The 14,117-nt window shown below is 48.2% G+C and carries 15 protein-coding genes; 11 read left to right on the top strand and 4 right to left on the bottom strand.

All coding sequences use genetic code 11. The features are described 5' to 3' along the window. Nucleotides 1-3: 3 nt before the first annotated feature. Nucleotides 4-291, bottom strand: a complete 288-nt coding sequence (locus D4100_RS05000) for a putative quinol monooxygenase (RefSeq protein ID WP_006322521.1) — start codon at nucleotides 289-291, stop codon at nucleotides 4-6. A gap of 224 nt (nucleotides 292-515) precedes the next feature. On the opposite strand from D4100_RS05000, the gene pyrC reads away from it, so the two are divergent. The 6 genes from pyrC to D4100_RS05030 all read left to right on the top strand — a co-directional run bounded on the left by pyrC (nucleotide 516) and on the right by D4100_RS05030 (nucleotide 4,861). After that, nucleotides 516-1,562, top strand: a complete 1,047-nt coding sequence (pyrC, locus tag D4100_RS05005; protein ID WP_006322523.1) for a dihydroorotase — start codon at nucleotides 516-518, stop codon at nucleotides 1,560-1,562. A 79-nt stretch (nucleotides 1,563-1,641) separates the two neighbouring features. Next, nucleotides 1,642-1,881, top strand: coding sequence for a DNA damage-inducible protein I (dinI, locus tag D4100_RS05010; RefSeq protein ID WP_006322525.1), 240 nt, complete (start codon nucleotides 1,642-1,644; stop codon nucleotides 1,879-1,881). Between the two features lie 137 nt (nucleotides 1,882-2,018). Then, the gene (locus D4100_RS05015; protein ID WP_006322531.1) at nucleotides 2,019-2,297 is read left to right on the top strand and encodes a hypothetical protein; all 279 of its coding nucleotides are present in this window, start codon (nucleotides 2,019-2,021) and stop codon (nucleotides 2,295-2,297) included. Between the two features lie 199 nt (nucleotides 2,298-2,496). After that, the gene (gene bssS, locus D4100_RS05020) at nucleotides 2,497-2,751 is read left to right on the top strand and encodes a biofilm formation regulator BssS (protein ID WP_006322532.1); all 255 of its coding nucleotides are present in this window, start codon (nucleotides 2,497-2,499) and stop codon (nucleotides 2,749-2,751) included. Nucleotides 2,752-2,893: 142 nt separating this feature from the next. Further along, entirely contained in the window at nucleotides 2,894-4,009 is a 1,116-nt protein-coding gene (gene solA, locus D4100_RS05025) for an N-methyl-L-tryptophan oxidase (protein ID WP_006322533.1), read from the top strand. Nucleotides 4,010-4,231: 222 nt separating this feature from the next. Next, the gene (locus D4100_RS05030) at nucleotides 4,232-4,861 is read left to right on the top strand and encodes a LuxR C-terminal-related transcriptional regulator (protein WP_119803350.1); all 630 of its coding nucleotides are present in this window, start codon (nucleotides 4,232-4,234) and stop codon (nucleotides 4,859-4,861) included. Nucleotides 4,862-5,107: 246 nt separating this feature from the next. On the opposite strand, the gene D4100_RS05035 is transcribed toward D4100_RS05030, so the two are convergent. Beyond that, nucleotides 5,108-8,179: a DUF4214 domain-containing protein gene (locus D4100_RS05035; RefSeq protein ID WP_158586332.1), complete on the bottom strand. Its 3,072-nt coding sequence runs from the start codon at nucleotides 8,177-8,179 to the stop codon at nucleotides 5,108-5,110. A gap of 244 nt (nucleotides 8,180-8,423) precedes the next feature. Between D4100_RS05035 and D4100_RS05040 the strand changes: the two genes are divergently transcribed. From D4100_RS05040 to D4100_RS05055, 3 genes are all read left to right on the top strand, one after another. After that, a complete protein-coding gene (locus D4100_RS05040) occupies nucleotides 8,424-8,540 on the top strand; it encodes a DUF2770 family protein (RefSeq protein ID WP_006322537.1) in 117 nt (38 codons plus the stop codon). Between the two features lie 605 nt (nucleotides 8,541-9,145). Further along, nucleotides 9,146-9,700 (top strand): cytochrome b, encoded by a 555-nt coding sequence (locus D4100_RS05050; protein ID WP_006322539.1) that lies wholly within the window; start codon nucleotides 9,146-9,148, stop codon nucleotides 9,698-9,700. Nucleotides 9,701-9,723: 23 nt separating this feature from the next. Continuing rightward, nucleotides 9,724-10,302: a YceI family protein gene (locus D4100_RS05055; RefSeq protein ID WP_119803356.1), complete on the top strand. Its 579-nt coding sequence runs from the start codon at nucleotides 9,724-9,726 to the stop codon at nucleotides 10,300-10,302. Nucleotides 10,303-10,340: 38 nt separating this feature from the next. On the opposite strand, the gene trhO is transcribed toward D4100_RS05055, so the two are convergent. Next, nucleotides 10,341-11,408, bottom strand: a complete 1,068-nt coding sequence (gene trhO / locus D4100_RS05060; RefSeq protein WP_006322541.1) for an oxygen-dependent tRNA uridine(34) hydroxylase TrhO — start codon at nucleotides 11,406-11,408, stop codon at nucleotides 10,341-10,343. A 207-nt stretch (nucleotides 11,409-11,615) separates the two neighbouring features. Here trhO and D4100_RS05065 point away from each other — a divergent pair, with 207 nt between their 5' ends. Beyond that, a complete protein-coding gene (locus D4100_RS05065; RefSeq protein ID WP_119803358.1) occupies nucleotides 11,616-12,713 on the top strand; it encodes an NADH:flavin oxidoreductase/NADH oxidase in 1,098 nt (365 codons plus the stop codon). Between the two features lie 18 nt (nucleotides 12,714-12,731). On the opposite strand, the gene D4100_RS05070 is transcribed toward D4100_RS05065, so the two are convergent. Then, complete coding sequence (locus D4100_RS05070) at nucleotides 12,732-12,893, bottom strand: histidine kinase (protein WP_119803360.1); 162 nt, start codon at nucleotides 12,891-12,893, stop codon at nucleotides 12,732-12,734. A 277-nt stretch (nucleotides 12,894-13,170) separates the two neighbouring features. On the opposite strand from D4100_RS05070, the gene D4100_RS05075 reads away from it, so the two are divergent. Further along, nucleotides 13,171-14,091, top strand: coding sequence for a Kdo(2)-lipid IV(A) acyltransferase (locus D4100_RS05075; protein ID WP_006322549.1), 921 nt, complete (start codon nucleotides 13,171-13,173; stop codon nucleotides 14,089-14,091). Nucleotides 14,092-14,117 lie beyond the last annotated feature (26 nt).

The raw sequence follows: 14,117 nt of genomic DNA on the forward strand, positions 1-14,117 counted from the left end.
GGTTCAGGCAATTTTTTTCAATTGCTTGATATCCAGCAAATCCAGCTTGCCGTCGATCTGGCTGACAAACCGCTTAAAATGCTCGGTAGCGTTGTGTTTCTCCAACGCTTCCGCACTTGCCCAACGCTCGAAAAACACGAAGGTGCCGGGCTGTTCCAGATCGCGGTGCAGATCATACTGCAGGTTGCCCAGTTCCTGGCGGCTTGGCTCTATAATCTCATGCAGCGCATCGTTTACGGCGGACACAAATTCAGGTTTCGCCTGCAGGGTTGCAATAACACGTACTTCCATTTCGTTCTCCCATTCCACTTGATAAACCTTGATTACCCGGCAGTTAGAAGGCGGGAATCATTAAAATCCCTGTCACTATGCGCCCGATAGCCAATTGATTTCAACTTGCAGTGAACAAACAGATGCATCGGCGACGCTTTCCGCTTATCCTTACACCCCGGCGTGAATAACCCCCATTATTCGCTTTTATATAGACGTGTTTCTGACCGCCGGAGCCTTGCAACATGACCGCACAACCTCAAGCCCTGAAAATCCGCCGCCCTGACGACTGGCACATCCATCTGCGTGATGACGACATGCTGAAAACGGTTCTGCCCTATACCAGTCAGGTATTTGGCCGGGCGATTGTGATGCCTAATCTGGCTCCGCCAATCACTACCGTAGACGCTGCCCGAGCTTATCGTGACCGCATTCTGGCCGCTGTTCCTCAGGATCATGACTTCACCCCGCTGATGACCTGCTACCTGACCAACTCATTGGCCGCCGCTGAACTGGTCAACGGCTTCGAGCAAGGCGTATTCACCGCAGCCAAGCTGTACCCTGCCAACGCGACCACCAACTCCAGCCACGGCGTCAGCGACGTGAAAGGCATTTACCCGCTGTTCGAACAGATGCAGAAAATTGGCATGCCGCTGCTGATCCACGGCGAAGTGACTGACGCCGCCGTCGATATTTTCGATCGCGAGGCACGCTTTATTGAGCAGGTTATGGAGCCAATCCGCCAGCAGTTCCCGGAACTGAAAATCGTCTTCGAGCACATTACGACCAAAGAAGCGGCTCAATATGTGCAGGAAGGCAATCGTTTTCTTGGCGCCACTATCACGCCACAGCACCTGATGTTTAACCGCAACCATATGCTGGTTGGCGGCATCCGCCCACATCTGTTCTGTCTGCCGATACTGAAACGCAATATTCACCAGGATGCGCTGCGCAAAGCGGTCGCCAGCGGTTCGGAGCGCTTCTTCCTCGGCACCGACTCAGCGCCGCATGCCAAGCATCGCAAAGAATCAAGCTGCGGGTGCGCCGGCGTATTTAACGCTCCCAACGCAATTCCGGCTTACGCCAGCGTATTTGAACAATTGGGCGCACTGGAGCATCTGGAAGCCTTCTGCTCACTGAACGGCCCGCGTTTTTATGGCCTGCCGGTCAATGCCGATTTTATCGAACTACAGCGCGTCCCGACGACGCAACCGGAAGAGATCGCCATGGGTCAGGAAACGGTTGTGCCATTCCTGGCCGGAGAGAGCCTGAGCTGGTCAGTGAAAGCGTAAAATCTTTTTTTAACGCAACCCCTTGCCCCTACATAAAGTTAACTGTATAAATAACCAGTAAATCGCTTCGGGGGCAATAATGCGTGTTGAAGTCACTATAGATAAAACCAGACCGCTACCGTCAGGGGCCATCGAAGCCCTGACCGGCGAGCTGGGCAAACGGGTCAAACGCCAATTTCCAGACGCCGTGGTTCAGGTCCGTTATGCCGGTTCCAACGGGCTTTCTGTGCTTGGCGGCCTAAAAACGGATAAAGATCTTATCGCTGAAATCCTCCAGGAAACCTGGGAAAGCGCAGACGAGTGGTTCAGCGCAGAATAACACTGCAATGCTGTTTTTGCCGGGGGTCGCTCCCCGGCTTTTTTGTCTTTGAAACCTCACTTCACCTCCTCGCAATTTTATTCTGGAAGAAAAGCCTTATCTGGTCTGTACTGAATGTTTTAACAGGAGGTGTTGAAATGGCCCCGGACAAGATAAAGTCTGAAGAAACGATGACCTTTGGCGAGTTGCTGGCGCTGATTGGCGATCAAAAAAGGCGCTTGAGCGTACTGGAAGTCGCCTTCTCCTATCTGGCTTTTGGTCTGGATGACAAAGCCAATCAGTTACTGATCCACAGCCTGAAACTGGAAGCGCAAAATCAGAATCGCGATGCTGAAACGCAGCAGCATTTCGCACACCTGGCCGCCGAGCTGGAGAAACGGTTACACAGCGCCCCGCCGCCGCTTGATGCGGAATGAGTGCCACATGCCGCCGCGCTGGTGTTCTCAAGTCGGCCAGTAGAATAATGCTCAAATAAATATTTATTTTGCAAAAAAAAAGGATGGAAAATCCCCACCATAGAAAGCATATGCGTATACTGTAATTGCTCACATGATGATGAGCCGCATTGATCCTCGTTAGTCACTCACGTTAGTTACTACTCAATAAGGGGTCTTTATGGACAGAAATGATGAAGTAATTCAGACACACCCGCTTGTTGGTTGGGATATCAGTACTGTCGACGTTTATGACGCCATGATGATACGCCTTCATTACCTGTCTTCACTAGACCAGACGCCAGAAGAAGCCCAAGTAGACAGAACGCTTTGGTTAACTACAGATGTCGCACGCCAATTAATCAATATCTTAGAAGCCGGCATTGCCAAGATTGAAGCAACGGATTACCTGGACCTTGATCGTAAAAAACACTAATTTACTGCTCCAAAAAGCCTAAGGCGCCAGCGATTATCTCTGGCGCCTTTTTCTTTGCCGGCACAGCAGCGCAACGGGTGCATTGCTGCACCCAACCTTTTATCATAGCCTGATAAGAAACTTATCAGAGGGGTTACGGCACGTGGAATATGACTTGATTGTTGTGGGCAGCGGTTCGGTAGGGGCAGCGGCAGGTTACTATGCAACGCGATCCGGCTTGAAAGTATTAATGATCGACAGCGCGATGCCCCCACACCGTAACGGTAGCCACCACGGCGATACACGAATCATCCGCCATGCCTATGGTGAAGGCGAAAAATATGTGCCATTGATTTTGCGCGCCCAGGCACTGTGGAATGCGCTGATTCAACAAACCGGTGAAGAGCTGTTTCAGGCCTGCGGAGTACTGAACCTGGGGCCACGGCATTCTGAATTTATCAGCAATGCCCAACTCAGTGCGCAAAAATTCCGCCTTAACACGCAGAACCTCAGTGCAGAACAGATTAACCAGCGTTGGCCCGAATTCAACGCACCTGAAGGCTACATTGGCGTGTTTGAACCCGATGCCGGGTTCCTGCGCTCAGAACAGGCCGTCACCAGTCTGATCAAACTGGCTAAAGAGGCCGGTTGCAGCCAGCTGTTCAATTGCCCGGTCAGTGCAGTGGAGCCTGTCGATGGCGGTGTGGAAGTCGTCACCTCTGAAGGCCGTTTCCAGGGCCGAAAAGCGGTAGTCACCGCTGGCACCTGGGTAAAGGCCCTGCTACCGCAGTTACCGATCGCACCACTGCGGAAGGTGTTTTCGTGGCATCAGGCGGATGGCCGATACAGCGTCAACAACCGCTTCCCGGCGTTTACCGTTGAGGCTCAAGACGGCAACCATTATTACGGTTTTCCCGCCGATAACGACGGGCTGAAAGTGGGTAAGCATGACGGCGGCCAGGAGATGGATGCGCCAGAGCAACGCAAACCTTTCGGCAGTTTCGCCAGTGATGGCACTGAGGTCTTCCAATTCCTGCGCCAATTTTTACCCGGTGTAGGGGTATGTTTACACGGGGAAGCCTGTAGTTACGATATGAGTCCGGATGAAGATTTTATTATCGATACCGTCCCCGGATGCGATCGACTCATGGTCATCAGTGGTTTGAGCGGCCATGGCTTCAAGTTTGCCAGCGTGTTAGGCGAGATCGCCGCCCTGTTTGCCGAAGATAAAACCCCGCCGGTGGATGTCTCACCCTTTACGCTAAAGCGTTTTAACTAACCTTTTCCCATTCAGTAACCGCACCCGCTAACCCACGCGGGCTGCGGTTTATCCCCAGTTACAATTACACACCTGCATAACCCGTTAAAATTTAATATAAAAAACCTGGCAACGGAAATTTCTGACGCAAGTATCCGGATTTCCGAATTGATCACCTATGGTGTAAGTTCTATTTTACAGCTGATATGCCCAAGTAATTTTTCGATCAACAAGGACGTGACCATGAAACTGCTTGTCGTGGACGAATGCTGCTTTACCCGGGTCGGAATTGACAGCTATTTTACTGACTATGTTTTTGCTCAAATCACGTGTTGTCACAGCATTGAACAGGCTATACCGCTGCTGAGCAGTTACCAGCCGAGCCACATCTTGATCAACCTGACCAAACATTGCCGCTATAACGAAGATGATGCTCAACTGCAGGCTTTTATTGAAGCCAGCCCCGCGGCACTGCTGTTTATTTATCTGGACACACCTTATCCCTACAGCGAAATGCCGATGCGCATCGCTGATAACGCCTTCCTGTTCAACAAAAGCATTTTGCCCGTCACCTTGCGCATGCTGAGGGAAAAGCCGGTCACACTGATGGATAGCGGCGTAGAACACTCTCTGTTCAGCCCGCAAGAGCTGATGGTGATGAAACACTGGATGGCGGAAATGCCGAATTACCGCATCGCCAAAAAGCTGCAAATCAGCTCGCATACGGTTTATGTTCACAAGCGCCACATCACGGAAAAAATCAACGCTCGCAACCGGCTGGAGTTTTATTCTCTCTATAACGTACTGCGTTATTTCTATCCGCCGAGCACACCGCCGGTTACCCCGATGCCGCTGTCTCTGCTGGCCGTATAATAAAATTAAGTACAAAAAAATCTTTTATCTGATATAGCTTATCGGTTACAACTACACCGTAAAGCTATTATCGGAATATTCACGCTATAACTAACTCAGGATCTTGATCCCTTCCCAATATCGGTGCCAGGCTAGATCAGAGATCCGGGCCTGTTTGATCCCTTCCCAATATCAGTGCCAGGCTAAATCAGAGATCAGTTCAATCACCACCTCCCCAGGAGGTGGTTTAAGGCTGACAATAAAAACTCAGGAAAATAAAAAACCAGTTCCTTCCTGTGCTTTCACCACTCCATTAGTAACCAATAAAGTGTTATAACTCATACCATTGGCTACATCATGGCTATTTACATCGTAGGCAATAATTAATGTATCATTAACATCAAAAATATGGTCATCATTATTATCGATAACAATAGCACTCATTTTAACACTCTGGTTATTTGCATTTGAATAACCAAAAACCCCTACTTTATCAGAAAGTCCGACACCGATTCTAACATTAAAATTATGCGGTTCCGTCTGAGAAGATAAAATGGTTCCATAATCTTTAATTTCATGTCCATTCAATCCAGATAAAATAACAATATCAGACTGTTGATCGATGAGAGAAAATTTTTCTGTCGAGAATTTATTTATGACGACTTCAGAGCCGTAAACACTTCGTTCAATATCGATAATGGTGTTACTCGGCACTATACCTTCAGCATAATTTAAATAAACTTCGCCACTCACGTTACTGAATTTACTCCCCCCAGATGAACTCACTTCATTTACTATCAGCATGCCTTGAAGCGAGCCTGGCGCACTTGAACCACCCTCGATAGATTTAGTAATAACATCAAGGTTTGTACTCGTTGCCACGTCTGATACACTAGGCTTTAGTCCTCCTTTAAAATCGATATCAACGCCTCGGCTTACGTTTATAACTATTTTACTTATATAATCAGAATAGCTATTAATATTCAAATCCAAATGTCGCATGCCGTTGATAGAAAGAGAGTTAACTTGAGCATCGATACGCAAATCAAGATGATTACTATATTGATCATTACCATAACTATAAATATCAAAGTTATCAAATACTGCTCCCAACTGTTCAGAGATATAATTTATGCTACCTGCATAAGTATCTTTTCCTGGCGTATGATAAAGGCCCAAGGATTGGGTTGGATAGAGTGCATTGCCTGTCAGATGGAAAGTTAACTTGTTCTCGCTAGTAACATCCCCTGTTAGCTGAAGATCATAATTATCAACTCTATTCCAATAGTTCAATACATGTACATCATCCGCTTTTTTACTCAGAGTGAATGACATGATGGCCTGGTTGCCATTTGACACTCGCACTTCGGGTATATTATTTTTCCATACGCTGGCAATCAATCCTTCATGCCCTGGTGAATTTATCAATCCCGCATCAAAAGTATGATTTTGAGTGGCAATGGTTTCATGTGAAACACTGCCATCTGGTTTTTGAATAATACGGTATGCTTCCGTTTTCCCAACATACCCGCCGAGATCTAGCCATCCTAAACTCAACGTATCATAAGTAAATACACTGGCAAAGTTGGCAATATTACTACTTATCGTATTGGTCACAACACCGTTAATTTCAGTACTAGTAATTTGCTTGGTGATAAGGTTTGCACTAATAGTCCCATAGCCTTTATAGATAAAATCGTTACTCACATGATTGGCACCACCATCTACACTGTTGCCATTCCAAAATACGTTGATCTTATTATTAAACCCAAAATTAATTTTTGCCAAAGAAAGATCTACTTCTGGTGAGATATGATAATTACCATTCATAGAAGATGTGATATTTGCTCCATGCAAGTTTATCTTATTTACAAACTGAGTAGTACTTGCAACATGACTGATAAACTCTGTGAGTTTATCACCATATACATTCAACTCCATTAAGTTTTTAGCTGTAGTCAGATCAATTTTAATATTATTAATTGCATATAAATTAATAGATTTCAAAATTGCCAATTCAGCGAATGTGAGAGAATGCTCTTTGCCAGTATTAACAGTTCCAATAACACTATAATCCTTACTTCCTGAACTCAATGTCGCAGTAGTTTTATAGCCGAGTATATTTCCTATTTTTTCTTCAAAATTTGCCGATTGAGCATAGTAATTAGAAGAAAACTTAAGCACCCCAACAATCAGTTCTGAACTATAATCACTTTTGTACCTAAATTCATTTAGCAATATCTCAACAATCTCTGATTTACTCTTACTTTCCAAACTCTCCCAGAGCTTCTCGTAGTTGACAGCGTTTTCATTAGGGTATAGAGCACTAAATACATGTTTCAGGTAATCAATTCCATTAAGATTTGCACCTTTATTTTGAAACTCTTTTGTCCCGATCAAAAAATCGATCAAATCATGGTATGACTTGCCTTTTTCCAAGATTCTTCCATAATAAACCAACGCTTTATTATCAATATCACGATGCGGAAGAGCAAGGTAAATTGCAACCATCTGTTCTTGATAGTTTACTCCAGGTAACTCTCCTGGAATGTAACCGGTAACAGCATGTATATAAGCATCATGATTTTTACCGTTCACTGGTTCAGTACTATTTTTTAAGTCATCTAGCATATCTGAAATTATCGAATTTCGTGATACCCCCTCGGCCAGTTGCGTAAGATACGCTTCTTTTTCAGTTACACTTGGTGCTCGGTCAATCGCGTTATCAAATAATTTACTTATAAAAAACTCATCGGTACCATTATTCATCTCCGGGCTTAGAATCAAGAAATGCGCAATACCTTCACTCAAGGTAACCTCATGATTATCTATTTTATTTCCCCATGCGGCCATTTCTTCATTATCCGGACTGGCGCCCAATAAATAATTGACACCACGCATTTCAATAATACCGCTTCCGTTAACAGGTTGGCCATCCCATGTAACCATTATTTTATTAATTTTACTGTCAAATACACTTTGTGCATCAACCACACCGTGGTCTGTACCAGAGTAACTCAACAGCCCGATTATTATTTCAGATGTATTTTCTGCAATTGTTTTACCATTAGATAAGTAGGCATCAATAACCTGCTGCTCTGCCGGCACTGCATATACTCTTGAGTATATTATATTTAGTATTTCTTCATCACTCCGTCCACTATAAAGGGCAGTGCCTTCTTCAGAATTAAATAACGCGGTTGTGTACGCCACAACCGCACTTTCGCCCCCTCGTTCTATTAACCTTCCAACGTATTCATAAGTTTCGCTCGTTGTATTCCTTTCCAAAATAGACCAAATCAATGCCACCGAAGTTTTTTGACTGATTAAAGATGCCATATAACCCTCATTATTTTCCATTAAAATTCAGATAACCTCATGCAAAATATAGACTATACAATGTATTTAGTCCACCTAATAAAAACCATGAAATTTTAAACTATTATTAAATTTTAATTAAAGAATAATATAAAAAGATAAACAATATGAAAGTACACTCGCGATTTTACTGACTCATAATATAATTATTTCAGTAAGGATAAAAATACTATAATCAGCGGTCCTTACCTTTTGGTTGCTTAGAATGCTAAACAAAATACTGTCGGCGATCGTCAACAATGTACGCGAACATCTGGTGCTGTATCTCTGTCTGTGGCTGCTGATACTGGTGCTGGATGTCTATTTCTTCTTTATGACCTGACTCAGGCCGCTAACCTTCCCCCCGTTTGTGTTTTCGCCATTTCGGTTACCCGGAACAGGGGTCCGGCCTTGAACAATCCGCCATCTCCCCTCCACCATCCGACCGGCTGTTGCCGCAAATGCGCTATGTGCCGATCAACCCGTCTGCTTTGATCCCGCTGCAAGGCCAGTTGCGCATCGCCTTACCCCAGGTTCCGGGTTATGAATACGTCGGCGAAGTTATCGCCCCTGTAATCCATAGGCTAACGGGCTGGTGTACGCTGGCGGTGATGCATCAGAAAAGCAAACCATCAACCTGGTTAAAACCAAACTGGAAATAATCGACATTCTTTGCTACCGGTTTATTTGTTAAAAAAAGACCACATTTACGCAAAATGACAAAAGCTGACAGAAATAAATAAAACACTTTTGATTTCAAAGCATAATGTAAAATCACGCTCAAATGACGATATTCACTACGACGATTTCACTGATTAACTTTCGCTATCTTCCGCAAATTCACTGATTAATATTCTAAAGAAGTAACATAGTTAAATTTATTATTGATTTTATGTTTCTTAAAGTTTAATTATTGCATCCAGAAAATGAAGAACGTAAGGAAACAAGATGCTTTGGAAAAATACCGCCAGCCGTTTTGGCCATATTTCAGTGTTAATCCATTGGCTGGTTGCCCTGACGGTTTACGGCATGTTTGCCCTGGGCCTGTGGATGGTCACGCTGGGCTATTACGATGTCTGGTATCACCAGGCACCGGAAATTCATAAAAGCATCGGTACGCTGTTGTTCATCGTCATGGTGGTTCGGGTGATTTGGCGTTTCGTTTCACCTCCGCCAAAACCGCTGGCCAGCTACAGTCGCTTTACTCGCGTCAGTGCAATACTGGCTCATATCGCGCTGTATGTCGTGTTGTTCAGCATCCTGATCAGCGGCTATCTGATTTCTACCGCCGACGGCCAGGCGATCAGTGTTTTCGGCTGGTTCGACATCCCCGCCACCGTCACCGGCATGGCTGAACAGGCCGATACCGCCGGCACTATCCACCTTTATCTGGCCTGGACCGTCGTCGTGCTCTCGCTACTGCACGGCCTGGCTGCGCTTAAACATCACTTTATCGATCGTGATGTGACTTTGAAACGGATGCTGGGTAGCAGCGCCGATTAACCTTTGGATTTATGGAGATTGCTATGTTGAAGAAAACCGTACTGGGCCTGACCGCAGGCGCACTGTTGCTGAGCGCAGGTTCCGCGCTGGCTGCCGACTACAAAATTGACAAACAGGGGCAACACGCCTTTATCGAATTCCGCATCCAGCACCTGGGTTACAGCTGGTTGTACGGTACCTTCAAAGACTTTGACGGCGGCTTTACCTTCGACGAAAAAGATCCGTCCAAGGACAAGGTTAACGTCACTATCAATACTGCCAGCGTCGACACCAATCACGCCGAGCGTGACAAACATCTGCGCAGTGCAGAGTTTTTGAACGTGGAAAAGAACAAACAGGCCAAGTTTGAATCCACCGAAGTGAAAAAGAACGGTGACGGCTATGCAGTGGTCGGTAATCTGACGCTGAACGGCGTTACCAAACCGGTCACGCTGGACGCCAAACTGATCGGCCAGGGTAATGACCCATGGGGTGGCTACCGCGCCGGCTTTGAAGCCAACGGTAAAATCAAGCTGAAAGACTTCGGCATCACTACCGATCTCGGCCCGGCATCGCAGGATGTTGAGCTGATTATTTCTGTCGAAGGCGTACGCGCGAAGTAATGCTAAAGCGCGGCAAATCTGCCGCGCTTATCATTGGCTCAGCTTGCTGGGCCGTCATCTTCAGGTGCAGGAATGTGCATCGTGGTCTGCAACAACCCTTTCGACTTATTGAAAATCTTGATGCCATTTTCACGGCCGGCTCGGCGGGCACGCTGTTCTTCACGCGGCAACTTCAGCTCTTCGCGGCAGATCTCGCTGCAGCAACCTTCAAATTTGGCGGCGCAGGTCGGGCACTGAATAAACAATAAATGGCAACCGTCATTCTTGCAGTTGGTGTGAGTATCGCAGGCGGCGCCGCACTGGTGGCAATTGGCGATCACATCGTCAGAAATCCGCTCGCCCATGCGCTCGTCGAACACAAAGTTCTTGCCGACAAACTTCAGCGGCAGCCCCTGCTCTTTCGCCTTGCGCGCATACTCGATAATTCCGCCTTCCACGTGGTACACGTTTTTGAAGCCGTTATGCAGCATGTAGGCGCTGGCTTTTTCACAGCGAATACCGCCGGTGCAGTACATAACAATATTTTTGTCTTTATTGTCCTGCAGCATCTCGACCGCCATCGGCAGTTGGTCGCGGAAAGTGTCTGAAGGCACCTCGATGGCGTTTTCAAAGTGACCGACTTCATATTCGTAATGGTTACGCATATCCACAAACAGCGTATCCGGATCGTCAATCATCTGGTTGACGCGATCGGCCTGCAAATACTCTCCCACATTCGCCGGGTTGAAGCTCTCATCGTCAATCCCATCGGCGACGATGCGATCGCGCACCTTAAGGCGCAGCACCCAGAAGGATTTACCGTCATCTTCCAAGGCGATATTCAGGCGCACCTGATCCAGCGCCGGGTGTGAGGCAAACAGCGCGGTTTTAAACGCCTCGAACTTGTTCTGCGGCACGCTGATCTGCGCGTTGATGCCCTCTTTGGCCACATAAATGCGGCCAAACACCTTCAGCTTGTCAAACTGAACGTACAGGCTGTCGCGAAACGCTTTGGGATCGCCGATGGTGAAGTATTTATAAAAAGAAACTGTGGTGCGTGGCTCTGTTTCCGCCAGCATGCGCGCCTTCAGTTCCTCATTAGAAATTCGGTTATGTAACACTGGCATGGTGTACTTTCCTGTCTTTCGGGAGGTGGCTTATTTTGAACGCGCAGGCCGCAGGCCCACGCGCGGCGCACATAATACCCGAAAATGTCGCTCAAAACAGCATTAGCCCGGCGGCAAAGTTTAACGCTGGAAACTTGACGCCGGTCACAAACCCCGATAAGCCTAAGGGTAGTTTGCTTTCTCTTTACCACGGATCCGGAGGACGTCATGAGTCAGTTATTTACCCCGATTTCACTGGGTGAGCTGGATTTACCCAACCGTATTATTATCGCCCCTATGTGCCAATATTCTGCCTACGAGGGCAAAGCCACCGAATGGCATACCATGCATCTCGGCCAGTTGTCATTGTCCGGCGCAGGGTTACTGATCGTCGAGGCCACTTCAGTGGCGCCAGAAGGGCGCATCACGCCTCGCGATCTCGGCCTGTGGGACGAGGCGACCGAACAGGCGCTGGCGCAGGTGGTGCAAGCAGTGAGAAAACACGCCTCCATGCCATTAGGCATTCAACTCTCCCACGCCGGGCGCAAGGCCTCCTGCGGTATTCCCTGGGAGGGCGGTGGGCAACTCAGCGCCGCACGCGGGGGCTGGCAAACCTGCTCAGCCTCCACCGTGCCCTTCGCATCGCAAGATGCCCTCCCCGCGGCCATGAGTCTGGCCGAGATCGAGCGGTTGAAAGCGCAGTTTGTTGCGGCGGCAAAACGTGCCGACCACCTGGGCTTTGAGTTGATTGAGCTGCATGGCGCACACGGCTATCTGCTGCATCAGTTCCTTTCCCCCCTGGCTAACCAACGTAACGATCAATACGGCGGTTCCTTGCAAAATCGCATGCGCCTGTTGCTGGAAATTTTCAGTGACGTGCGCGCAGTGTTCCCGGCGAACAAAGCGCTCGGCGTGCGGATTTCAGCAAGTGACTGGGTGGAAGGCGGGTGGGATGAACAGCAATCGGTGGCGCTGGCGAAAGCGCTGAAAGAGTTGGGTTGCGATTATATCCACGTTTCCAGCGGCGGCCTTTCACCTCAGCAGAAGATCCCTGTCGGCCCGAATTATCAGGTGCCATTCGCTGAAGTCATCAAGCGGGAAAGCGGCCTGCCGACCATCGCCGTGGGACTAATCACCGAGCCGGAACAGGCTGAGGCGATTGTCGCCACCGGCCAGGCGGACATGGTGGCACTGGCTCGCGGTATTTTGTACAACCCGCGCTGGCCATGGCACGCGGCCGCCAGGTTGGGTGAGAAAGTCAGTGCACCGCCACAATACTGGCGTTGCGAACCTCACGTATTGAAAGGGCTGTTTAAAAACGACTGACGGACTTGGCTTGGGTGCTCAGCGCCCAAGCCGACATTCGGTCAAACCGGAAATCACCATTCCCGCCAACAGCGCGATACCCGCAACCGCCAGCAGAGGGTTAAACTGCAGGTGTGCGCCCAGGCTACCCAATAATGCCCCAAGGATCAGCAACCCGGAACTTAACCATGATACCCACATAACCTTCCCTCAGAATAATTGCGCGCTCATAATACGCATCTCTTGTGCGCAGCCTTATCTTTTAGAGCGATTCAGCTGAATTAATAATCATATTATTCCCAATTATCACTTAAAATTATGTATTAATGCGGTGCCTTTTCACGTTGCGCGAGAAAAATGTCACAATAGTGGTTATAAACGGCAGAAAAACCAGGGTGAATAAAATGTCCGTCTGAAGGATAAACCCTGCTATTACTCTGTTATTATTGTTAAATGACTGCTTCTAAGCTGAGAACACATGACTCAAGTTCCTTCTTTTAATCGCACTTTATTGCACCCGCGTTACTGGCTTACCTGGTTCGGTATTGGCCTGCTTTATCTGCTGGTATTACTGCCTTACCCGATTATCTATCGCCTCGGGACCTCGTTGGGCCGTTTTTCCATGCGTTTTCTCAAGCATCGCGTGGCGATTGCCCGGCGTAACCTGACGCTGTGTTTCCCGGACATGCCGCAGGCCGAACGCGAAGCGCTGCTGGTGCAAAATTTTGAGTCCGTAGGCATGGGACTGTTTGAAACCGGTATGGCCTGGTTTTGGCCAAACTGGCGTATCGAGCGCTGGTTCCACGTCAGCGGGCTGGAACACATTCAAAAGGCACGCGACAACCATCAGGGCGTTTTGCTGATCGGCTTGCATTTCCTTACGCTGGAACTGGGCGCACGTATCTTTGGCATTCATAACCCAGGTATCGGCGTTTACCGCCCGCACGACAACAAGCTGATGGACTGGCTGCAAACCTGGGGCCGCATGCGTTCCAACAAGTCCATGCTGGATCGTAAAGACGTGAAGGGTATGATCCGCGCGCTGAAACAGGGTGACATCATTTGGTATGCGCCGGATCACGACTACGGCCCGCGCAGCAGCGTATTCGCCCCGCTGTTTGCCGTGGAGAAGGCCGCTACCACCACCGGCAGCTACATACTGGTGCGGATGGGCAAACCGGCGATCATCCCCTTTACCCCGCGTCGCCTGCCGGATGGCAAAGGTTATGAGTTGATTATGCAGCCGGCGGTGGAAAACTTCCCGCTGGACAATGAGTTCGAGGCCGCCGCGTTTATGAATAAAGTAGTGGAAAAAGAGATCCTGATGGCCCCGGATCAGTACATGTGGTTACACCGCCGCTTCAAGACCCGGCCCGAAGGCGAGCCCTCGTTATATTGACCACAATCCGCCTTATGGCGGGTCAT

It is taken from the genome of Serratia inhibens (genome assembly GCF_003591175.1).
GTDB lineage: Bacteria > Pseudomonadota > Gammaproteobacteria > Enterobacterales > Enterobacteriaceae > Serratia > Serratia inhibens.